Annotated in this window: 22 protein-coding genes; 21 read left to right on the top strand and 1 reads right to left on the bottom strand. The window is 44.8% G+C overall.

The genetic code is table 11. The annotated features are described in order from the left end of the window. Positions 1–638: 638 nt before the first annotated feature. The 12 genes from EDD77_RS12900 (at position 639) to EDD77_RS12845 (ending at position 13,488) form a co-directional block, all read left to right on the top strand. Positions 639–1,733, top strand: coding sequence for a DNA cytosine methyltransferase (locus EDD77_RS12900; protein WP_227359797.1), 1,095 nt, complete (start codon positions 639–641; stop codon positions 1,731–1,733). 112 nt (positions 1,734–1,845) lie between these two features. Beyond that, on the top strand, positions 1,846–2,160 hold the full coding sequence (locus EDD77_RS12895) for a YdcP family protein (protein ID WP_002578441.1): 315 nt from the start codon (positions 1,846–1,848) through the stop codon (positions 2,158–2,160). Between the two features lie 21 nt (positions 2,161–2,181). Beyond that, positions 2,182–2,559, top strand: coding sequence for a YdcP family protein (locus tag EDD77_RS12890; protein ID WP_058965470.1), 378 nt, complete (start codon positions 2,182–2,184; stop codon positions 2,557–2,559). Positions 2,560–2,597: 38 nt separating this feature from the next. Next, entirely contained in the window at positions 2,598–3,995 is a 1,398-nt protein-coding gene (locus tag EDD77_RS12885) for an FtsK/SpoIIIE domain-containing protein (protein ID WP_058965469.1), read from the top strand. 194 nt (positions 3,996–4,189) lie between these two features. Beyond that, positions 4,190–5,371: a MobT family relaxase gene (gene mobT, locus EDD77_RS12880; RefSeq protein ID WP_435436457.1), complete on the top strand. Its 1,182-nt coding sequence runs from the start codon at positions 4,190–4,192 to the stop codon at positions 5,369–5,371. A gap of 51 nt (positions 5,372–5,422) precedes the next feature. Beyond that, on the top strand, positions 5,423–5,644 hold the full coding sequence (locus tag EDD77_RS12875) for a hypothetical protein (protein ID WP_002570387.1): 222 nt from the start codon (positions 5,423–5,425) through the stop codon (positions 5,642–5,644). A 96-nt stretch (positions 5,645–5,740) separates the two neighbouring features. Continuing rightward, positions 5,741–6,262 (top strand): antirestriction protein ArdA, encoded by a 522-nt coding sequence (locus EDD77_RS12870; RefSeq protein WP_455692607.1) that lies wholly within the window; start codon positions 5,741–5,743, stop codon positions 6,260–6,262. 92 nt (positions 6,263–6,354) lie between these two features. Continuing rightward, on the top strand, positions 6,355–6,747 hold the full coding sequence (locus tag EDD77_RS12865; protein WP_005427021.1) for a conjugal transfer protein: 393 nt from the start codon (positions 6,355–6,357) through the stop codon (positions 6,745–6,747). Continuing rightward, entirely contained in the window at positions 6,731–9,184 is a 2,454-nt protein-coding gene (tcpF, locus tag EDD77_RS12860; protein WP_058965468.1) for a conjugal transfer ATPase TcpF, read from the top strand. The genes EDD77_RS12865 and tcpF overlap by 17 nt, the downstream gene beginning before the upstream one ends. Next, a complete protein-coding gene (locus tag EDD77_RS12855) occupies positions 9,181–11,562 on the top strand; it encodes a CD3337/EF1877 family mobilome membrane protein (protein WP_077138576.1) in 2,382 nt (793 codons plus the stop codon). The genes tcpF and EDD77_RS12855 overlap by 4 nt, the downstream gene beginning before the upstream one ends. Next, a complete protein-coding gene (locus tag EDD77_RS12850) occupies positions 11,559–12,563 on the top strand; it encodes a bifunctional lytic transglycosylase/C40 family peptidase (protein WP_058965467.1) in 1,005 nt (334 codons plus the stop codon). Before EDD77_RS12855 ends, EDD77_RS12850 begins: the two co-directional genes overlap by 4 nt. A gap of 16 nt (positions 12,564–12,579) precedes the next feature. Then, positions 12,580–13,488 (top strand): conjugal transfer protein, encoded by a 909-nt coding sequence (locus EDD77_RS12845; RefSeq protein ID WP_058965466.1) that lies wholly within the window; start codon positions 12,580–12,582, stop codon positions 13,486–13,488. Positions 13,489–13,546: 58 nt separating this feature from the next. Here the strand turns inward: EDD77_RS12845 and EDD77_RS12840 are convergent, their stop codons facing one another. Next, positions 13,547–13,924, bottom strand: coding sequence for a helix-turn-helix domain-containing protein (locus EDD77_RS12840; protein ID WP_009255071.1), 378 nt, complete (start codon positions 13,922–13,924; stop codon positions 13,547–13,549). A 341-nt stretch (positions 13,925–14,265) separates the two neighbouring features. Between EDD77_RS12840 and EDD77_RS12830 the strand changes: the two genes are divergently transcribed. The 9 genes from EDD77_RS12830 to EDD77_RS12785 all read left to right on the top strand — a co-directional run bounded on the left by EDD77_RS12830 (position 14,266) and on the right by EDD77_RS12785 (position 21,895). Continuing rightward, positions 14,266–14,958 carry a response regulator transcription factor gene (locus EDD77_RS12830; protein WP_009255073.1) on the top strand — a complete coding sequence of 231 codons (693 nt, stop codon included), beginning with the start codon at positions 14,266–14,268 and terminating at the stop codon, positions 14,956–14,958. A gap of 5 nt (positions 14,959–14,963) precedes the next feature. After that, positions 14,964–15,881, top strand: coding sequence for a sensor histidine kinase (locus tag EDD77_RS12825; protein ID WP_058965465.1), 918 nt, complete (start codon positions 14,964–14,966; stop codon positions 15,879–15,881). A 137-nt stretch (positions 15,882–16,018) separates the two neighbouring features. Further along, complete coding sequence (locus EDD77_RS12820) at positions 16,019–16,945, top strand: ABC transporter ATP-binding protein (RefSeq protein ID WP_058965464.1); 927 nt, start codon at positions 16,019–16,021, stop codon at positions 16,943–16,945. Then, on the top strand, positions 16,938–17,666 hold the full coding sequence (locus EDD77_RS12815; RefSeq protein ID WP_058965463.1) for an ABC transporter permease: 729 nt from the start codon (positions 16,938–16,940) through the stop codon (positions 17,664–17,666). The genes EDD77_RS12820 and EDD77_RS12815 overlap by 8 nt, the downstream gene beginning before the upstream one ends. A 13-nt stretch (positions 17,667–17,679) precedes the next feature. Then, entirely contained in the window at positions 17,680–18,411 is a 732-nt protein-coding gene (locus EDD77_RS12810; RefSeq protein ID WP_058965462.1) for an ABC transporter permease, read from the top strand. 445 nt (positions 18,412–18,856) lie between these two features. Continuing rightward, positions 18,857–19,279, top strand: coding sequence for an RNA polymerase sigma factor (locus EDD77_RS12805; RefSeq protein WP_022615780.1), 423 nt, complete (start codon positions 18,857–18,859; stop codon positions 19,277–19,279). Beyond that, entirely contained in the window at positions 19,276–19,515 is a 240-nt protein-coding gene (locus EDD77_RS12800; RefSeq protein WP_009255079.1) for a helix-turn-helix domain-containing protein, read from the top strand. Before EDD77_RS12805 ends, EDD77_RS12800 begins: the two co-directional genes overlap by 4 nt. Positions 19,516–19,971: 456 nt before the next feature. Further along, entirely contained in the window at positions 19,972–20,124 is a 153-nt protein-coding gene (locus EDD77_RS12790; protein ID WP_077138574.1) for a transposon-encoded TnpW family protein, read from the top strand. 94 nt (positions 20,125–20,218) lie between these two features. Further along, a complete protein-coding gene (locus EDD77_RS12785) occupies positions 20,219–21,895 on the top strand; it encodes a recombinase family protein (protein WP_058965461.1) in 1,677 nt (558 codons plus the stop codon). The last annotated feature ends 259 nt before the right edge of the window (positions 21,896–22,154 follow it).

Genomic DNA, 22,154 nt, shown 5'->3' with positions numbered 1-22,154 from the left:
GCAGTTTCAGACTACAACAAAAAATGAGATAGGCAACCCTTTCGGGGAAGTCTATCTCATTTTTTTCATTTTAGGCTATTTTGCAACAGCCCCTTCTTATTTTTCACCACATGATACATTGACCAATCACCTTTTCTGTTAGCAGACTTTTTGCAAGGGTTTTAGGCCGTGTTAGCAAGATACCTGATTTCGTTAGCAAATTTTGCTCTTTCCTGCTAATTGTGTTAGCAGACCCGTCTGAAGAAAATTCAAACAAGGAACGGTCAACTTTCTTTGCAAATTCAAAAATTCCGTTAGCAAGCCACCTTCACGCCGTTAGCAAGCTGGATTTTTCTTCCATTTTTTCAAAATAGCGAAAAAAGGAAAATGCCGAAAACCCTTGATTTAGCAAGGCTTTGATAAGGATGGTAGTAGAAAACCAGTAAAATCAAGGCTTTGCAGACAGCAGGCAGACGGTGCTTTTATAAAAAATGAATATGAAGATGGAAAAAGACGCATTTTGAGATTTGCGTCTTTTTCTATTGGGCTTTCTGCTTTACCTTGAGAAATGAGCAGACAACAGCAAACGCCATTGAATGGACTTCCATTGATGGTGTTTTTTTATTGTCTGGAAAGGAGCAGAAAAATGGAAACAACACATGAAAAAGCAAAACGAAAGGCGGTCTATGTGTGCCCTTAAATTAGGAAGCCTGTTTGACGGAATCGGCGTGTTCCCTCTTGCGGCTTCCCGTAATGGAATTATTCCCGTTTGGGCAAGCGAGATTGAAAAATCCCCGATAGCCATAACCAAACGCCACTTCCCAGACATGGAACATTTAGGGGATATTACAAAGATACACGGAGGAAACATCTCTCCTGTTCACATTATTACATTCGGTTCGCCCTGCCAGAACCTTTCTAAAATCGGAAAGCGTGAGGGACTGGCCGGAAGCAAATCAGGACTGTTTTTTCAGGCTATCAGAATTATAGAAGAAATGAGGTGTGCTACAAATGGGTTATATCCAGTTATCGCTGTTTGGGAAAACGTCATGGGAGCGTTTTCTTCAAATGACCGGATGGATTTTAGAGCCGTGCTGCAATCATTTTCCGATACCGAAATTTCAATGCCTCCTACTGGAGGATGGGCTAACGCCGGTATGGTGCGAGGGGGAAAGACTGACCTGTGCTGGCGGCTCATGGATGCCCAGTATTGGGGAAAGCCCCGGCTTGTTCAGCGAAGAAAAAGAATCTTCCTTGTGGCAGATTTTAGAGGACAGCGTTCCGCAGAAATACTATTTAAGCCCCGCGATATGTTCCCGCTTCCTCCGCCTTGCACAGACTACGGGCTGCCCACCGCCGGAGCCAGTCGAATATCTCTTGATAAAACAAGGGGGAAAATACCCGTCATCCGCCCCTTTCAGGAACGGCGTATGCGGAGTGCCGCAAAATCAGGAAATCAGTCTGCTTTCCTCACAAGTTTCGGACGACCAGATGAACCTTTTCCAACTCTGTTGGCAAAAGCAGTCAATATGATTTCATTCTGGTATGAGGGAGAAGAAAAAGACGGAGTTCTCCGAAATTTGACACCCGTAGAGTGTGAGCGTTTGATGGGATTACCGGATGGGTGGACAGCATATGGAAATTTAGGACAGCCCATTAGCGATAATGCACGGTGCAAAGCACTTGGAAACGCAATCGCCCTGCCGTGTGCTGATTACATCATGGCAGGAATAGCAGAAACCATACATGAATAAGAAAGGCGGTCTTGTATGACAGAGAAGAATCGTTCCCCTCCGCTGTCGGATGGAACATCAACAGAAACTATCGAACCAACTATATTATTTCAGAAAGGACAGGTACATCTATATGGAATTAAAATTCGTTATCCCCAACATGGAAAAGACATTCGGCAACTTGGAGTTTGCCGGAGAAGACAAAACAGAACAGAGAAGAATCAACGGACGCATGGCGGTACTCTCCCGAAGCTTCAACCTTTATTCAGACGTACAGAGGGCGGATGATATTGTGGTTATCCTCCCTGCCGAAGCCGGAGAAAAACATTTTGACTTTGAGGAACGTGTGAAGCTCGTCAATCCCCGTATCACCGCAGAGGGCTATAAAATCGGCACAAGGGGCTTTACCAACTACATTTTACACGCTGACGATATGGTAAAAGCATAAGGAAAAGGAGGACATCAGACTATGAGATTAGCAAACGGAATCGTGATTGACAAGGAAGCAACATTCGGGGCATTGAAATTTTCTGCCCTCCGCCGTGAGGTTCACCTCCAGAATGAAGACGGCTCGGTATCAGAAGAAATCAAGGAGCGTACCTATGACTTAAAATCCAGAGGACAGGGGCGTATGATTCAGGTTTCTATCCCTGCCAGCGTGCCGTTAAAGGAGTTCGATTACAACGCAGAGGTGGAACTTATCAATCCAGTGGCAGATACCGTGGCAACGGCTACCTTTCAGGGAGCAGAGGTGGACTGGTACATCAAAGCAGAGGATATTGTCCTGAAAAAAGGGGCTGCCATGAATCCCCAGACACCGAAGAAAGACGTTCCCCCTGTAAAATAGCAGCTAAATAAGAGAAAAGCGAAAGGAGGATTGTTCCCATGAAGCAGCTTTTCCCCCGTGGAAAACGTATCCGCCCCACGGATAAAGACCTTGTGTTCCATACTGCCCTTGCCGCCCTGTTCCCTGTCTTCCTGCTGGTTGTCCTGCTGTTTCATATCCGGCAAATTGCCGGAACCGACTGGCAGGAAGTGTCCCTCTCCCAGATAGTACAGGATGTAAATATCCCTTACCTGTTATTCAGCATGGGCGTGGCAGGGCTGGTGTGCCTTACAGCAGTTCTTCTGTTCTGGCGATACCGCAGGGATGAAGTAAAGCAACTCATCCACCGCCAAAAGCTGGCAAGGATGGTGTTGGAAAACAAGTGGTATGAATCGGAGCAGAGAAAGGAGGACGCTTTTTTCAAGGACTTGTCTTCCAGCCGTTCCAAGGAAACCATCACTTACTTTCCAAAAATCTATTACCGGATGAAACAGGGTTTGCTCCATATCCGTGTGGAAATCACCTTGGGTAAATATCAGGAACAGCTCTTAAACTTGGAGAAAAAGCTGGAAAGCGGCTTGTACTGTGAGCTGACGGATAAAGAATTAAAGGATTCCTACGTGGAGTACACCCTGCTCTATGATACCATTGGAGGCCGTATCTCCATTGAGGACGTACAGGCAAAGGACGGCAGGCTCCGGCTCATGGAAAATGTCTGGTGGGAGTATGACAAGCTCCCCCATATGCTCATTGCCGGAGGAACCGGCGGCGGAAAGACCTACTTTATCCTGACCCTCATTGAAGCCCTGCTCCGCACCAACGCCGTCCTGTCCGTGTTAGACCCGAAGAACGCCGACCTTGCGGATTTACAGGCGGTTATGCCGGATGTGTACTACAAAAAGGAAGATATGCTCGCCTGCATTGACCGTTTCTATGAAGAAATGATGAAACGCAGCGAAGACATGAAGCTCATGGAGAATTACCGGACAGGGGAAAACTACGCTTACTTGGGGCTTCCTGCAAATTTCCTTATCTTTGATGAATATGTAGCATTTATGGAAATGCTCGGCACAAAGGAAAACGCCGCTGTCCTCAACAAATTAAAGCAAATCGTTATGCTTGGGCGGCAGGCTGGTTTCTTCCTGATTCTCGCCTGCCAGCGTCCGGACGCAAAGTATCTGGGGGACGGAATCCGTGACCAGTTTAATTTCCGTGTAGCTCTGGGGCGGATGTCGGAAATGGGTTATGGAATGATGTTCGGGGAAACCACAAAGGACTTCTTCCTCAAGCAGATAAAAGGGCGTGGCTATGTGGATGTGGGAACCAGCGTTATCTCGGAGTTTTACACGCCCCTTGTCCCAAAAGGACACGATTTCCTCAAAGAAATAAAAAAACTGACAGACAGCAGGCAGGGAGTGCAGGCGGCGTGCGAAGCGAAAGCCGCAGAAACGGACTGACCTGCTGTGGCTGGTGTGCCGCAAGGCACGCCAGCATAAACCCCTCGTATCTAACAGAGGGGTACAAATCGACAGGCAACAACCAAACAACAGGGCAAAATCCCACGGTACACAAGGGATTTTCCCCATATCCGGCGTGTGTCAACAAGGCTCTGAAAGTTGACATACGCTTTTTTAGACAGGAGGGATTTTCACTGAATGAAGAAACATGGGTACGGGACATCAAAGAAAAACGGGAAATTTATGGTATCTCACAACAGAAACTTGCGTTAGCTGCCGGAATCACACGTCCGTACCTGAGCGATATTGAAACGGGCAAGGCTCACCCGTCCGAAGCATTACAGGAAGCCATCACGGAAGCTCTGGAACGCTTCAATCCAGACACTCCCCTTGAAATGCTCTTTGATTATGTGCGGATTCGTTTTCCCACTACGGATGTGAAGCATATCGTGGAAGACGTGCTTCGGCTAAGGCTTCCCTACTTTATCCATGAAGACTACGGCTTCTACTCTTACACAGAACATTACTATCTTGGGGATATTTTCGTTTTGGTATCGCCGGAACTGGAAAAAGGGGTGCTGCTGGAACTGAAAGGGCGTGGCTGCCGCCAGTTTGAAAGCTATCTGCTGGCACAGGAACGGAGCTGGTATGAGTTTTTCATGGACGTTCTCATGGAGGACGGCGTGATGAAGCGGCTTGACCTCGCCATCAATGACAAAACGGGAATCCTGAACATTCCCCATCTGACAGAGAAGTGCCGGAATGAGGAATGTATCTCGGTCTTCCGCAGCTTCAAAAGCTACCGCAGCGGCGAACTGGTACGGCGTGAGGAAAAAGAATGTATGGGGAACACCCTGTATATCGGCTCCCTCCAAAGTGAGGTGTACTTCTGCATTTACGAAAAAGACTATGAGCAGTACAAAAAGCATGATATTCCCATTGAAGACGCAGAGGTAAAGAACCGTTTTGAAATCCGGCTGAAAAATGAGCGTGCCTTTTACGCCATCCGTGACCTGTTAGAACATGACAATCCAGAACGGACAGCCTTTCAAATCATCAACCGTTATGTCCGGTTCGTGGATAGGGACGATACGAAGCCCCGTTCTGACTGGCGTATCAATGAGGAATGGGCGTGGTTCATTGGAGAACACAGAGGAATCCTGAAACTGACAACCAAACCGGAACCCTATTCCTTTGAACGTACCCTGCACTGGCTCTCCCATCAGGTAGCCCCCACGTTAAAGCTGGCTCTCCGTCTGGATAAGATGAACCACACCCAGATTGTCCATGACATCATCACCCACGCAAAGCTGACGGAGAAACACGAAAAAATCCTGAAGCAGCAAGCCGCCGCTGCAAAGGAGGTGGTGCTTTAACGGCGGCAATCTTGGAACCTAAGAACTCTTACAGGAAAGAAAGGAGCTTTTATGAATTTCGGACAGAATCTTTATAACTGGTTTTTATCCAACGCCCAGTCCCTTGTGCTGCTGGCAATCGTGGTGATTGGACTGTACCTCGGATTTAAGAGGGAATTTTCCAAACTTATCGGTTTTCTGGTGGTGTCCCTTGTAGCGGTCGGTCTGGTCTTCAATGCGGACGGTGTAAAGGACATCTTACTGGAACTGTTCAATAAGATTATCGGTGCATAGGAAACCCTTGTTACACTTCCGTTATGGAGCAAGCTCTGATTGCTTCATGGCGGAAGTCCACTAGGGGCTTGGGGAGCGTAACTCCCCAAAAGAAGCATGACAGAGAATGAAGGTGACAATATGGAAGAAATGCGGATTTACATTGCCAACTTAGGCAAATACAATGAGGGCGAACTGGTAGGGGCATGGTTCACGCCGCCTGTGGATTTTGAGGAAGTCAAGGAACGTATCGGCTTGAATGATGAGTATGAGGAATACGCCATCCATGATTATGAGCTGCCTTTTGAGATTGACGAATATACCCCCATTGAGGAAGTCAACCGCCTGTGTGAAATGGTGGAGGACTTACCGGAGTACATTCAGGAGGAACTATCAGAGCTGCAATCCTATTTTGGCAGTATCGAAGAACTCTGTGAGCATGAAGACGATATTATCTGCCATTCCGGCTGTGACGATATGGCGGATGTGGCTCGCTGCTATCTGGAAGAAAGCGGACAACTTGGAGAACTTCCGGCACACTTACAAAACTATATCGACTACGCCGCCTATGGGCGTGACATGGAATTGGAGGGAACCTTTGTTGTCACGAACCACGGCGTATATGAAATCATACGGTAGACCCGTCTGTATCTCTTTCAGGAAATACAGGCGGATTTTTTATTCAGGGGCGGCTCTTTTGCTGTCCCCATCTTTTAGAAAGGACGGACAACATGAAGAAAATACGAAGCTATACCAGTATCTGGTCGGTGGAAAAGGTACTCTATTCCATCAATGATTTTAAGCTGCCATTCCCCATCACGTTCACACAGATGGCGTGGTTCGTAGTATCGGTGTTTGCAGTTATGCTCTTGGGGAACCTCCCTCCCCTTTCGTTCATTGACGGGGCATTTTTAAAATACTTCGGCGTACCCTTTGCCCTCACTTGGTTCATGTGCCAGAAGACCTTTGACGGGAAGAAGCCTTACGGCTTCCTGAAATCCGTACTGGCATATCTGGTACGCCCGAAACTGACCTATGCAGGAAAGCCCGTGAAGCTGGAAAAGGAATATCCGGCACAGCCCATCACGGCAGTAAGGAGTGATATTTATGGCATATCCGATTAAGTATATCGAAAATAATCTTGTGTTCAACCATGACGGGGAGTGCTTTGCTTACTATGAGCTGCTTCCCTACAACTATTCCTTTTTAAGCCCTGAACAGAAATATCAGGTACACGATTCGTTCCGGCAGCTTATCGCCCAGAACAGGGACGGGAAGATTCACGCCCTGCAAATCAGCACCGAATCCAGCATACGGGCAGCACAGGAACGCTCCAAACAGGAAGTAACAGGCAAGTTAAAAGATATTGCCTGTGCAAAGATTGACGCACAGACCGAAGCCCTGATTTCCATGATAGGGGAAAATCAGGTGGACTACCGCTTTTTTATCGGCTTCAAGCTGCTTGTCAATGAGCAGGAAGTCACCATGAAGCAGTTTCGCAGGGAAGCAAAGACCGCCGTTTCCGATTTCCTCCATGAAGTCAACCACAAACTCATGGGGGATTTTGTTTCCATGAGCAATGAAGAAATCTGGCGGTTTCAGAAGATGGAAAAGCTGCTGGAAAGTAAAATCTCACGCCGCTTCAAAGTCCGGCGGCTTAACAAGGACGATTTTGGCTATCTGATTGAGCATTTATACGGGCAGACCGGAACCGCCTACGAAGATTATGAGTATTATCTTCCGAAGAAACGGTTTCAGGAGGAAACGCTGGTGAAATACTATGACCTCATCAAACCCACCCGTTGTCTGATAGAGGAAAACCAACGGTATCTGAAAATCGAACAGGAAGACGGGACAGTATATGCCGCCTACTTTACCATCAACAGCATTGTGGGGGAACTGGACTTCCCATCCTCGGAAATCTTTTACTATCAGCAGCAGCAATTCACTTTTCCCATTGATACCTCTATGAATGTGGAGATTGTGACAAACCGGAAAGCCCTCTCCACGGTGCGGAACAAGAAAAAAGAGCTGAAAGATTTGGACAACCACGCATGGCAGAATGACAGTGAAACCAGTACAAACGTGGTGGACGCTTTAGACAGCGTAAATGAGCTGGAATCCACCTTAGACCAGAGCAAGGAATCCATGTATAAGCTGTCCTATGTGGTGCGTGTGACGGCTCCCGACTTGGAGGAACTGAAACGCCGCTGCAATGAGGTGAAAGATTTTTATGACGATTTGAACGTGAAGCTGGTTCGCCCCTTTGGGGATATGCTGGGGCTGCATGGGGAATTTCTCCCTGCCAGCAAACGGTATCTGAACGATTACATCCAGTATGTCACCAGTGACTTCCTTGCTGGTCTTGGCTTCGGGGCAACCCAGATGTTAGGGGAACCGGAGGGCATTTATATCGGGTACAGCCTTGATACAGGAAGAAACGTCTACTTAAAGCCTGCCCTTGCCAGTCAAGGGGTAAAAGGCTCCGTCACCAACGCCCTTGCTGCCGCTTTTGTCGGCTCCCTCGGCGGTGGAAAATCATTCAGCAACAACATGATTGTCTATTATTCCGTATTATTTGGGGCACAGGCTCTCATTGTTGACCCGAAAGCGGAACGGGGACGCTGGAAAGAAACCCTGCCGGAAATCGCCCATGAAATCAATATCGTAAACCTGACCTCAGAGGAACAGAACAGGGGCTTGCTCGACCCCTATGTGATTATGGAGAACCCAAAGGATTCCGAATCACTGGCAATCGACATCCTGACCTTTTTAACAGGCATTTCCAGCCGTGACGGGGAAAAGTTCCCTGTTCTTCGGAAAGCCATCCGTGCAGTAACAAACAGTGAGGAACGGGGGCTTTTCAAAGTGATTGAGGAACTTCGGGCGGAGGGAACCACCATCAGCACCAGCATAGCTGACCATATCGAATCCTTTACGGACTATGACTTTGCACACCTGCTCTTTTCGGATGGGGATGTCACACAGTCCATCAGCCTTGAAAAGCAGCTCAATATCATTCAGGTGGCGGATTTGGTTCTGCCGGATAAGGAAACCTCGTTTGAAGAATACACCACAATGGAGCTGCTTTCCGTGGCAATGCTCATTGTAATCAGCACCTTTGCCCTCGACTTCATCCACACCGACCGCAGCGTGTTTAAGATTGTGGATTTGGATGAAGCATGGAGCTTCTTACAGGTGGCACAGGGCAAGACCCTCTCCATGAAGCTGGTTCGTGCCGGACGTGCCATGAACGCAGGCGTTTACTTTGTCACCCAGAACACGGACGATTTGCTGGATGAAAAGCTGAAAAACAATCTGGGCCTGAAGTTTGCATTCCGCTCCACGGACATCAACGAAATCAAGAAGACCCTCGCCTTTTTCGGGGTGGATTCCGAAGATGAAAACAACCAGAAGCGGCTCCGTGACTTGGAAAACGGACAGTGCCTTATCAGTGATTTGTACGGGCGTGTGGGGGTGATACAGTTCCATCCTATCTTTGAAGACCTGTTCCATGCCTTTGACACCAGACCGCCTGTTAGAAAAGAGGTGGAGGAATGAAGATAAGAAAGCCCATCCAGCAGGGGACAGCTCTTGTCCCTTGCCGGACAAAGGGAGAAAACTCTTTTAAAAAAATCGGGAGTATAGCAGGAAAAGTGCTTCTGGCACTCCTGCTCATCCTCCTGCTGCTGGCAGTCTTCGGCACAGCCGCCCACGCTGCCGGACTGGTGGATGATACGGTAGACGCTGCCAACGAATACAGCAAATATCCTCTGGACAACTACCAGCTTGATTTTTATGTGGACAGCGGATGGGACTGGCTCCCGTGGAACTGGCTGGACGGTATCGGAAAACAGGTGATGTACGGGCTGTATGCCATCACAAATTTTATCTGGACAATCAGCCTGTACCTTTCCAACGCCACGGGGTATCTGATTCAAGAAGCCTACTCGCTGGACTTTATTTCCTCTACGGCGGATTCCATTGGAAAAAATATGCAGACCTTGGCAGGCGTTACCACAGGCGGCTTGTCCTCGGAGGGATTTTATATCGGGTTCCTGCTGATTCTCATTCTGGTGGTGGGGATTTACGTTGCCTACACAGGGCTTATCAAACGGGAAACCACAAAAGCCATCCATGCCGTTGTCAATTTCGTGGTGGTGTTCGTGCTGTCCGCTGCCTTTATCGCCTATGCTCCTGATTATATCGGGAAAATCAATGAATTTTCCGCAGACATCAGCAATGCCAGCCTGACCCTTGGTACAAAGATTGTGCTGCCAAACTCGGGAAGTCAAGGAAAAGACAGTGTGGATTTGATACGGGACAGCCTGTTTTCCATTCAGGTCAAGCAGCCGTGGCTCCTGCTGCAATACGGCAACTCGGATGTGGAAAGCCTTGGGGCTGACCGTGTGGAACGCCTGCTCTCAACCAGTCCAGACGAAAACAACGGGCAGGACAGGGAAGAAATCGTAGTGGAGGAAATCGAAGACAGGGAAAACACCAACCTTACCATCACAAAGACCATCAACCGCTTGGGAACCGTCTTCTTCCTGTTCATGTTCAATATCGGTATCTCCATTTTTGTATTCCTGCTCACGGGGATAATGATTTTCTCACAGGTACTTTTTATTATCTACGCCATGTTCCTGCCTGTGAGCTTCCTCCTTAGCATGGTTCCCTCTTTTGAGGGGATGTCAAAACGTGCCATTACAAAGCTGTTCAATACCATCCTTACCAGAGCCGGAATCACCCTGATTATCACGGTAGCGTTCAGTATTTCCACCATGCTCTACAACCTGTCTGGGGAATATCCGTTCTTCCTGACGGCGTTTTTGCAGATAGTGACCTTTGCCGGAATTTATTTCAAGCTGGGGGATTTGATGGGGATGTTCTCCTTACAGAGTGGGGATTCCCAAAGCATGGGGAGCCGCATCATGCGAAGACCCCGTATGCTCATGCACGCCCATATGCACCGTTTACAGCATAAGTTAGGACGTTCTGTGGCGGCTCTTGGGGCTGGAACGGCTGCATACCACGCAGGGAAACAGGCTGGCTCAGACCAGAGAACTGCTTCCCACTCCGGCTCTTCCAAACGGACACAGGCAGACCACAGCAGACCAGACGGGCAGGCAGCACCGGAAAAGGAATCCGCATGGAAACGGGCTGGCTCTGCGGTAGGTGCGGTGGCAGATGCCAAAGATAAGATAGCCGATACTGCCGGACAGCTTCGGGAGCAGGCAAAGGATTTGCCTGTCAATGCAAAGTACGCCCTTTACCACGGGAAAACACAGGTATCAGAGGGAGTACTAGATTTTACTTCCAGCGTGACCCAGACCCGAACTGCCAGAGCCGAACAGCGGAACGCACAGGCAGAAAGCCGCAGACAGACCATTGCAGAACGCAGGGCGGAACTGGAACAGGCAAAACAGCCGCAAATGACAGCTTCCGAATCCCCCAAAGGGGCGGCTCCTGTCCATGAACGCCCTGTTACTGCAAAGCAGACAGAAGATTTCCGAAATCGTGCAGATACCACTCATACAGAAAAACCAGCCATGCAGCCAGCTTCCCCATCCATCAGGGAACGGGGACAAATTTCTTATGGGGGAACTGTGGCAGAACGGTCTTCGGTTCCGGTGGTAAAGGCTGCTTCCATCCACCATGAACAGACACCGCATGTAAGGGCAGAACGCCAGATAGTCCCTCCGGCTTCCCCAGACAAACCAGATGAAAGACAAAAGGTGGCTCCCACTGTTACACCGACTGCTCCCCGTCCGGCAAGACCTGTCCAAAATGATACGGCTCCTGTGATACCGGAAAGAAAACGGATTACCCCTGCGGTAAAAGAATCTAACTTTACCATCCGGCGTACCACCGCCAGAAAGGAGTGGACAAAAACGGTAACAGCGGCTTCCAAACAGAAGAAAGGGGAGAAACCATGAAGTTAAGACACCTTTTCTTCGCCTGTTCCGGCGTGTTCGTGATGATGTTCTCCCTGCTCCTTTTGGTGGTGATTGTCTTCTCGGATGAGGAAGACGGAGGAAGCGGCGGAAACCTTATCTATGGGGGCGTGAGCGTATCACAGGAAGTCCTCACCCATAAGCCTATGCTGGAAAAGTATGCAAGAGAATATGGCATAGAGGAATACTTAAATGTGCTGCTCGCCATCATTCAGGTGGAATCCGGCGGCACGCTGGAAGACGTTATGCAGTCCTCAGAATCTCTGGGGCTTCCCCCAAACTCCCTTAGTACAGAGGAATCCATCAAGCAGGGCTGCAAATATTTTTCGGAATTGCTCGCAGCGGCAGAAACAAAGGGCTGTGATTTAAACAGTGCGATTCAGTCCTACAACTACGGCGGCGGTTTCCTAGACTATGTGGCAGGACGTGGGAAAAAATACACCTTTGAACTGGCAGAGAGCTTCGCAAGAGAAAAATCCAGCGGAAAGAAAGTCACCTACACCAACCCTGTTGCGGTAGAGAAAAACGGGGGCTGGCGGTATTCCTACGGAAATATGTTCTATGTCCTCTTGGTATCGCAATACCTGACCGTGGCACAGTTTGATGATGAAACGGTACAGGCTATCATGGAGGAAGCCTTAAAGTATGAGGGCTGGACGTATGTGTACGGGGGCGATTCCCCCTCCACTTCCTTTGACTGTTCGGGACTGGTGCAGTGGTGCTATGGCAAGGCAGGAATCGCCCTGCCACGGACAGCACAGGAACAGTACAATGTGACGCAGCATATCCCCCTGTCCGAAGCAAAAGCAGGGGATTTGGTCTTTTTCCACTCCACCTACAACGCCGGAACCTACATCACCCATGTGGGGCTGTATGTGGGAAATAACCGGATGTACCATGCCGGAAATCCCATTGGCTACGCAGACCTGACAGGCTCTTACTGGCAACAGCACCTTGCCGGAGCCGGACGAATCAAACAATAAGAAAGGATGAACCGATATGATTCAGATTAGAAAAGAGGAACACCAGAAAAAGCAGAAAGAAAAGAAACTGAAAGTTTACAAAGTCAATACCCACAAAAAAACTGTGATTGCCCTGTGGGTGCTGCTGGCGGTGAGCTTCCTGTTTGCCGTCTATAAGAATTTCACGGCGATAGACATTCATACTGTCCATGAAACCAAAGTAATTGAGGAACAAATCCTCGACACTCACAAGATAGAGAATTTTGTGAAGAATTTCGCAGAAGTCTACTATTCATGGGAACAGTCCGCCGCTTCCATTGACAACCGGACAAACGCTTTAAAAGGGTATCTCACCGGAGAGCTGCAAGCCCTGAATGTAGATACTATCCGAAAGGACATCCCCGTATCGTCTGCCCTGACCGATTTTCAGATATGGGAAATCACAGAAGAAAAGGAGCAGCATTATCAAGTGACCTATACGGTGGAACAGCGTATCACAGAGGGAGAATCCAGTAAAACCGTCCGTTCCGCCTATCAGGTGACGGTCTATGTAGACGGCTCTGGAAACCTGACGATTATCCAGAACCCAACCATTACCAGCGTTCCCGTAAAATCCGGCTACACCCCAAAAGCGGTACAAAGTGACGGTACGGTGGACTCCATCACCACAGAGGAAATCAACGAATTTCTCACTACCTTTTTCAAGCTGTACCCTACGGCAACCGCAAAGGAGCTGACCTATTATGTGAATGAGGGTGTGCTGAAACCTGTGGGAAAAGAGTATATTTTCTCGGAACTGGTAAATCCGGTCTACAACCGAAACGGAAATCAGGTGACAGCTTCCCTTGCAGTGAAATATCTGGATAACCAGACCATGACAACACAGGTATCACAGTTTAACCTTGTACTGGAAAAGAACGTGGAAAACTGGAAGATTGTGAAATAGAGTTATATAAAGCAGAAGACACATTGTATTTCCTGAAAGATTACAATGTGTCTTCTCGTTAAAATTCTGTTCTGGACATTCCCCTGTCCTCTGTTTCGACTTCGGCTATCTCTTTTGCTGTGGCGGTGACTACCCGTATTCCTTTCTCACTCATACTATCAAGCAGTGTATCAAGCTGCCTACGTTGTGTATCTTTTTCCGCTGATTTATCTGGGAAAAAGAATTGGTCTACGGATATATCATAGCGTGTTACAAGCTCATAAAAAATTTGCAAACTCGGCTGTTGTCCTTTATTCTCAATATTAGCAAGATAACGTGGTGAGATATACATTTCATCACTTACTTTTTTACGGCTCTCTTTTCGTTCGGTTCTCGCTGCTTTGATAGCTTGTCCGAAAGCCTTAAAGTCATATTTAGCTGTTGGTCTTTTTGCCATATTTATTCACCCATATACATTCTACTGTTCCTCTTTCATACTGAATACGTCTATACAGTTCCTATTTATAGCCATAATAATTCATATGCTTGCACTTGCTATTATTCGTATGCCCGACTATAATTATACTGATATGATTTGTAGAAAGGACTTGGGTGTTATGGAATATATGTCTTGCCCCGAAGCAGCGAAGAAATGGGGAATTTCTGAAAGGCGGGTACAGGTACTTTGCAGAGAAAACCGCATACTGGGTGTTTCAAAACTTGGATATATGTGGCTGATACCAAAGGACGCGGAAAAACCGATTGACGGGAGAACAAAACAAGGAAAGGAGCTACACCATGAATAAAGTTTTGATTATAGATGATGATAAAGAGCTTTGTGCGCTGATTAAGCGAAGCGTTTTATCAGAAGATATAGAAGCTGATTTTTGTAATACAGGAAAAGAGGGATTACAAAAATTAAAAGAAAAAGAATATCAACTTGTGATACTGGACGTTATGATGCCCGGTATGGACGGATTTGAAACACTGGAAGAAATCAGAAAAGAAAACAGTCTGCCGATTTTGATGTTTACCTCTAAAAATGACAGTGCTTCCAAAGTGCGCGGCTTACGCGCAGGAGCCGATGATTATTTGACAAAGCCTTTTGATATGGACGAACTAATAGCCCGTATTATTTCTCTTATACGGCGTTATACCCGTTTCAATCAAACAGACGGAATGACACAGCAGCTTGAATTTGACGGATTGAAAATAGACCTTGAAAATCGTTCTATTATTACGGAAAATGGAACTTTTGAGTTGCCCCCAAAGGAATTTGACCTGCTTTTATACTGCGCGAAACATCAAGGAAAAATTTTGACAAAGCAACAGATTTATGAAGAAGTGTGGGGAGAAGAATATGTTTATGATGACAGTAACATTATGGCGATTATTAGCCGACTTCGCAAGAAATTAGAGGTAAATCCCGGAAACCCCAAATACATTCAGACAATTAAGGGAATTGGTTATCGCTTTAGCAAGGAGGTTTGATTTTTATGGAAGCGATTATTTTTCTATCAATTATCATTACACTTTTTTCTATTTTTGTTTCTTGCCTTGTTATCCGGCGTGTTAAAAAGCAGATAGCAGAAATAACAGACGCATTGGCTGATGTAAAAAATGGGAATGGAAACAGGCGGATTTTATCAGCAACAAATGAACTGGTAGCTCCTCTTGCTTATGAAATCAATGAGATTGTTGTATCTTATGAGAAAAGGCTGTCTACTGTCCGGCAGGCAGAAGAAACGAACCGCCAGCTTATGACAAGCCTTTCCCATGATGTTCGGACACCGCTTACCACACTTATTGGGTATCTTGACGCCGCACATAGAGGAATTGTCACAGGAAAAGACAAGGACGACTATATCGAAACTGCCCGTCGTAAAGCTCACGATTTGAAAGAATATATAGATATTCTTTTTGACTGGTTCAAATTAAACTCTAATGAGTTTGCTATGGATATAAATACCGTTGAAGCTGCGGAACTAACACGAAATATTTTGATTGACTGGATACCTATATTTGAAGATAGGCAGATAGATTATAACATTGATATTCCCGAACAGCCTTTCCGAGTAAAACTTGATACGGACGGTTATATGCGGATATTGAATAATCTTATTCAGAATGTAATTTCCCACAGTCATGCAGACAAAATAGAAATATTCCTATCAAAGCAGGAAAAAAATATGCAAATTCGATTAACTGATAACGGGATAGGCATTGAAAAAGAAGATTTGAAACATATTTTCGAGAGGCTTTATAAATGTGATAAAGGGCGTGCTGAAAAAGGCAGCGGTCTTGGCTTATCTATCGTTCATCAGCTTGTGGAAAAGATGAATGGCACAATAACAGCAGATAGTGTACCGGAAAAAGGAACTAAATTTACTTTACTTTTTCCGTTGATAGATTAAGGCTTTTCCGTCTTTATGGCGGGAGCCTTAATTACTTTCGGAAGCTGTATTTGAAATTGCAAGGTTAATGCAAGGTTGTTGCAAGGTTAATGCAAGATTGGAGTGATAGAATACTTTACAGAACAGGAGGTTTGAATATGGACAAAAAATATATCATTGAAACAAAAAATCTTACAAAGCAGTACGGCTCACAAAAGAGTGTTGCTGACTTAAATATCCATGTACAGAGAGGAAGAATTTATGGACTGCTTGGAAGAAACGGAGCCGGAAAAACAACTACTATGAAAATGCTGCTTGGATTGACAAAGCCTACTTCCGGCGAATTCAAAATATGGGGAAAGGCTTTGCAGGGGAATAAAAAGAAACTTTTGCCCCGTATCGGTAGCTTGATTGAGTCCCCCGGCTTTTATCCTAATCTGACTGCTACGGAAAATTTGCGTATCTTTGCAACCTTACGAGGTGTGCCAAACAATCATGCGATTAAAGACGCTTTAGATTTAGTAGGACTGCCTTATAAGGACAAAAAACTGTTTTCCCAGTATTCGCTTGGTATGAAACAACGTCTTGCGATTGCACTTGCTGTTATGCACGACCCGGAACTTTTAATTTTAGATGAACCTATCAACGGGCTTGACCCTATCGGTATTGCGGAAGTTCGCTCTTTTATTCGTGAGCTTTGTGACACAAGAGGAAAAACAATTTTAATTTCCAGTCATATTCTTTCAGAAATCGCACTACTGGCTGATGACATTGGTATTATCGACCATGGCAAACTACTGGAAGAAGAAAGCCTTGCAGAACTGGAACAAAAAAGTAGCAAACATATTCGATTTACTCTTTCTGATACCGCACAGGCAGCAAGAATTTTGGAACGTACTTTCCACGAAAGCCATTTTTCTATACAGGACGACCATAACTTACGCTTGCATAACCTTGACTTATCCGTAGGAAAAATTGTAACTGCCTTTGTGGAAAATGGATTGGAGGTATCAGAAGCTCATACCTGCGAAGAAAGTCTTGAAGATTACTTCAAGCGAGTGACGGGAGGCGAGGGAATTGCTTAAATTGGTCTATTGTGAATTTCTTAAATTAAAGCGGAAAAAATTTATATTTTTAACTATCTTTGCAGCCGCTTTGTTTCCTATTCCTATGACTACATTTGCAGCTAAAAGCAATTTAGGATTTGACTGGCTTTATTTGAATATTGGAGTGTTTGGGTATTTCTTATTATTACCAACGGTTTTAGGAATTTTGGGAGCTATATTGTTCTTTTCAGAAAAGACGAATGGAACCCAAAAGAACATTAACACAATTCCTATTTCCACAGCAGCCTTAATTACTGCAAAAGTAATTACAATATTGATATTTTCCATTATTTATTCTCTTGCGACAAATGCCGCAACCTTAATAGGGGGATTGATAATAGGTAGTGCCGACCATATTCTTTACAGGCTATTGCTTGGAGTCTTGATTGGCGTTATGGTGGCAGTTTCCATACTCCCTGTTATCGCTATCGAATGTCTTAGCAAAAAAGGATATATTTTTTCAATAATCCTATCGTTTATTTATGCAAGCGCAAGTTTTGCTATTGTTTTTGCTATGTCAAACGTATTATCCCCTCTGTCGGCTGTTTTTAGATGGGCTTTACCTCACATGACTACGGGACCAACATACGGATTAGACGACTGGTTTTTAAGTTCTCCCGCATGTATTGGTATTTTGATATTAACAGCTATTGCTTCACTAATGCTTGCGATTATTTATAAAAGCAAGCAGGAAATTTAGGAGGTGCTTAGAAATGGTGCGACTAATAAAAACAGAGTTCTTGAAATATAAACGATACAATATTCTCTGGCTTGGAATTGTATCTGTACTTTTTTCAATTATTTTAGCGGCGTTTCAATTAGCTGGAACCAACAACAGCGTTGTTAGTTACGCGGGGCTTTCAGAGGGAGTTATCTGGAACCATTTTAGTTTATTTCTTCCGTTCACTTTTACATTGGTAGTTGGATATTCTATTAACCGGGAATATACCGACTTTACATTAAAAAATATATTGACTGTTCCGGTTTCAAAATTTAGGTTAATCTTATCTAAACTAATAGTAGGCTATGGTTTGGTAATCTTTGAGTGGATTTTTAGTTTTATTGTCACTCTGGTAATTGCGGGAATAATGAATTGTGCAGATATAAATTTCAATTCTTGCCTGATAAGCCTTGAACAGCTATTTATTGTAAGTACCTGTTGCTATATTGCAGTTCTTCCAGTCATTGTTATAACAACGAGAAAGCAGGACAAATTCTTGTCTGGGGTAATCTTCTCATTCTTCTATGGGTTTTGCGGAATATTCCTTGCTGACGGAAACCTTATCAATTTATACCCTATGACGACAGGGCTAGTGTTTTCAAATTATGCACATGATGAAAAAGTTGTATATTATCCGGCATTAAGTACAAGCGTCATGGTTATTATTTTCATTGGTACTATTATTCTTCTTAAAGTGTTCAATCGACAACATAATGATATATAATCTGCCGGACGACGGTAAAGAAAAAAAGCCGTCGTATCGCAGATAGATTTTCACGCGCCTTTGAAGCGGTGGCTTTGATTTTTAGAGCCGCCGCTTCTTTTTGTCTATTCTTGAACCAACGATAACACAGAATAATGAGTAGTGGCATTTAGGAGGATTGCCACTATGGGGATTTCTTTGTTGCTGTACAGCATACATAAGTTACATTCATTAAAAAAAGTATAGCTCCCCCACTGTGGAAGTCCGACTTTGAATATGAACTGACAAGTCATATTTATTCTACTGTTATTTCTTATGCACTCATTTTTATTTTAAAATGGGTGTATTTTTTTATTCAAAAATGCAACTGCACCCCCTGTCCTGTCGGGACTAAGAGCGAAAAGGGGGAAAGAAGCAGAAATTCCTATCAACTCGCTCCCTTTCAAGGCTGGAAAGGGGGTGAGTAATGATGAAGCCATCTGAATTTCAGACAACCATAGAGAACCAGTTTGATTACATCTGTAAAGTCGCTATGGAAGATGAACGCAAAGACTATCTCAAAGCGTTGTCCAGACAGTGCAAACGGGAAACCCTGTTTTGTGATATGGACGATTACACCGTTAATCTGTTTTCTTCCGAAGACACCTATCCATCCCACTTCCATACTTTTGAAATGGATGGATTTACTGTCCGTATTGAAAACAGCCTGTTAGCAGAAGCATTAGAAAATCTGGATGGAAAGAAACGTGATGTTATCCTGAGATATTATTTTCTTGGATTTGACGATACGGAAATTTCAAAAATTCTGGAAGTCAACCGTTCTACTATCCAGAGAAGAAGACACGCCGGACTAGAATTTATCAAAAAATTTATGGAGGAGGAAGCATGACAGCAAAGCACCCTATGATTCCGTTTCCTGTGATTGTAAGGGCTGCGGACGGCGATATTGAAGCAGTCAACCAGATTGTACGCCATTACAGCGGTTTTATTGCCAGCCGTTCCATGCGTCCCATGAAAGACGAATATGGGAATACCCACATGGTTGTAGATGAAACCCTACGCCGCCGGATGGAAACACGTCTGATTGCAAAGATTTTATCTTTTGAAATCAGGGAACCAAAATAAAAATAACGCTCTCCTGTGGAAGCATGGACAAGCCCATGCTTCCCAGACAGAGCTTGCCAGTCTATTAAAGTGCATTATCACCAGTGCATTTTAACAGGCTAACAAAGCCGGATTGTTCCTTGAAAAAGAAAGCGTCTAATCAACGCAGCATAAAGCAGCCGAATACGTTTCGATAGAAAGAGAGCCGTTGGGCTGGCACGCCGTAACCCACCAAAGGAGGGATGAAACCGGATAGCGATTCCTGCCAGCGTTCCATAAGCAGCTTACCGCAGAGCTGCCGCCATGACCTTTCTATCGTGATAATGATACTTCCGTACAGCCTTAGTCCGTGTGATGATCTAGCACCGTTGGCAAAGGGTACGGCTGGATGAGAACCATGCAGGGGTGAGATTCCCATGAGCTTTAGCGAAAGCTGTTCGGTTTGCTTCAAAGAAAATAACAGGAGGTTGTTATCTTATGGAAAACACAAAGAATCCTGTCCCTGAAATGATACGGGAATACCAGATAGGAAACACCTGTTATGTGGTAAAATCCCGTTCAAAAGAACAGGCACAGGAAGACGCAGTAACGAAAGTAAAAAGGCTTATCCGTAATGACTTGAAACAATAATTTTGCTATAAAACAGGGCAGACAGAAAACAGAAAATGCGGTACAATAAAGTTGCAAAAGCATTGTCTGTTTGACTGTCGGATAGGAGGTATTTATGTTACAGCAGTCAAACAACACTATCACTTCCATTTATCCGATTGGAAATCAAACAGAGGAATTAACCGCATTATACTGTCGGCTTTCACAAGATGATAAACAGGAGGGTGATTCAAACAGTATTATTAACCAGAAAAAAATCCTGAAGCGTTATGCAATCGAACATGGGTATCAGCCTTATGTGTTTTTTGTAGATGATGGATTTTCTGGTACAAATTTCAACAGACCAGATTTTCAAAGAATGATTGCAGAGGTCGAAGCAGGAAGAATCAAACGCGTTATAGTCAAAGATATGTCAAGACTTGGGCGTGATTATTTGCAGGTGGGAATGTACACAGAAATTATGTTCCCGAACATGGATGTCCATTTTATTGCTGTCAATGATGGCGTGGATAGCCATGTGGGGGAGAATGAGTTTACCCCATTTCGTAACATAATCAACGAATGGTACGCAAAGGACACCAGCAAAAAAATCCGTGCAGTCAAACGTTCTAAAGGAATGGCAGGCGAGCATATCGGTTCTCACGCTCCTTATGGCTACATGAAGAATCCTGACAATAAAAAGGAATGGCTTATAGATGAAGAAGCCGCCGAAGTGGTTCGGGAAATCTTCCGTTTATGTGTCAATGGTTATGGACCGACACGAATTGCAAATATTCTAACGGAAAGAAAAATTCTTTGCCCTACTTATTATGCGTTAGAGCATGGGGAAAAGCCACGAACCGTTCTTCCACCTGACAAGTATCTGTGGAGCGCAACTGTGGTATCTCACATCTTAGAAAGAATGGATTATTTAGGACATACTGTGAATTTTAAGACCCATGTTAAGTCTTATAAAAATCGCAAAAAAATTGATAACAGTCCTGAACAATGGAGGATTTTTGAGAATACCCATGAAGCAATCATTGACAAGGAAACCTTTGAGATTGTACAGAAAATCCGTTCCGGAAAACGCCGCCCTACCAAAATGGGGGATATGCCTATGTTCTCTGGTTTGCTCTACTGTGCAGATTGCGGAAGCAAAATGACATTTCATAGGCAAATGGCACAGAGCGCAGAGAAACATAATTTTGTATGCAGCAATTACCGGCACAATTCAAAATCATGTACTATGCACTATATTCGTAATGTAGTAGTCGAACAAATTGTGCTGGAAAACCTGAAAGAAGTTATCCGCTATGTATCAGATTATGAAGATGAATTTGTTCAGATGGTCATGGATACGGATATGCGGCAAAGAAATAAAGAACTGTCGCAAAAGAAAAAACGGCTTACAGAAATCCATTCCCGTATTCAAGAGTTGGACAAAATTTTTCAACGGATTTATGAAGACAATATTAGTGGAAAACTTTCAGATGAGCGCTTTATGAAACTTTCAAAAGGATATGAGGAAGAACAGCATACTTTGCAGAAAGAACAGACTTCCTTAGAGAAAGAATTACAGAAAGAAGAAAAACAATCTGTGGATGTAAAGCAATTTCTTTCAGTAGTCCGCAAGTACACTAACCTTACAGAACTAACACCAGAAATTGTACATGAGTTTATCGACAAAATTATTGTCCATGCTCCTGATAAGAGCAGCGGTAAACGCTTACAGGAAATTGAAATTATCTATAACCATATCGGAGTATTCGACCACTCAAAGGTCACTTTGTGGAAAGGGAAAGCGGTATAGTACGCAACATACTATACCGCAAAACCTAAATCTTAAAAACATCCTTACCAAACCCTCACATTATCAGGGGTTTTCGGCATTGAACCTGGTGTCCTTGGCGGGATTCGAACCCACGGCCTTTCGCTTAGGAGAACAACTAACTCTTTGCCCTACGATTCCCTTACACTGCATTCCACTTCGTTTTGTGTTAAATTAGCCCAATAGGTTTTTGGTTTTTCACGCCGTTTTGTGTCATTTTGCACAATTTCAAGGTGCTGGA

The sequence above is a fragment of the Allofournierella massiliensis genome, assembly GCF_004345265.1.
In the GTDB taxonomy this organism is placed as follows: domain Bacteria; phylum Bacillota; class Clostridia; order Oscillospirales; family Ruminococcaceae; genus Allofournierella; species Allofournierella massiliensis.
Note: the sequence above shows the minus strand (reverse complement) of the source record. Positions and strands in the feature narration are given on the sequence as shown.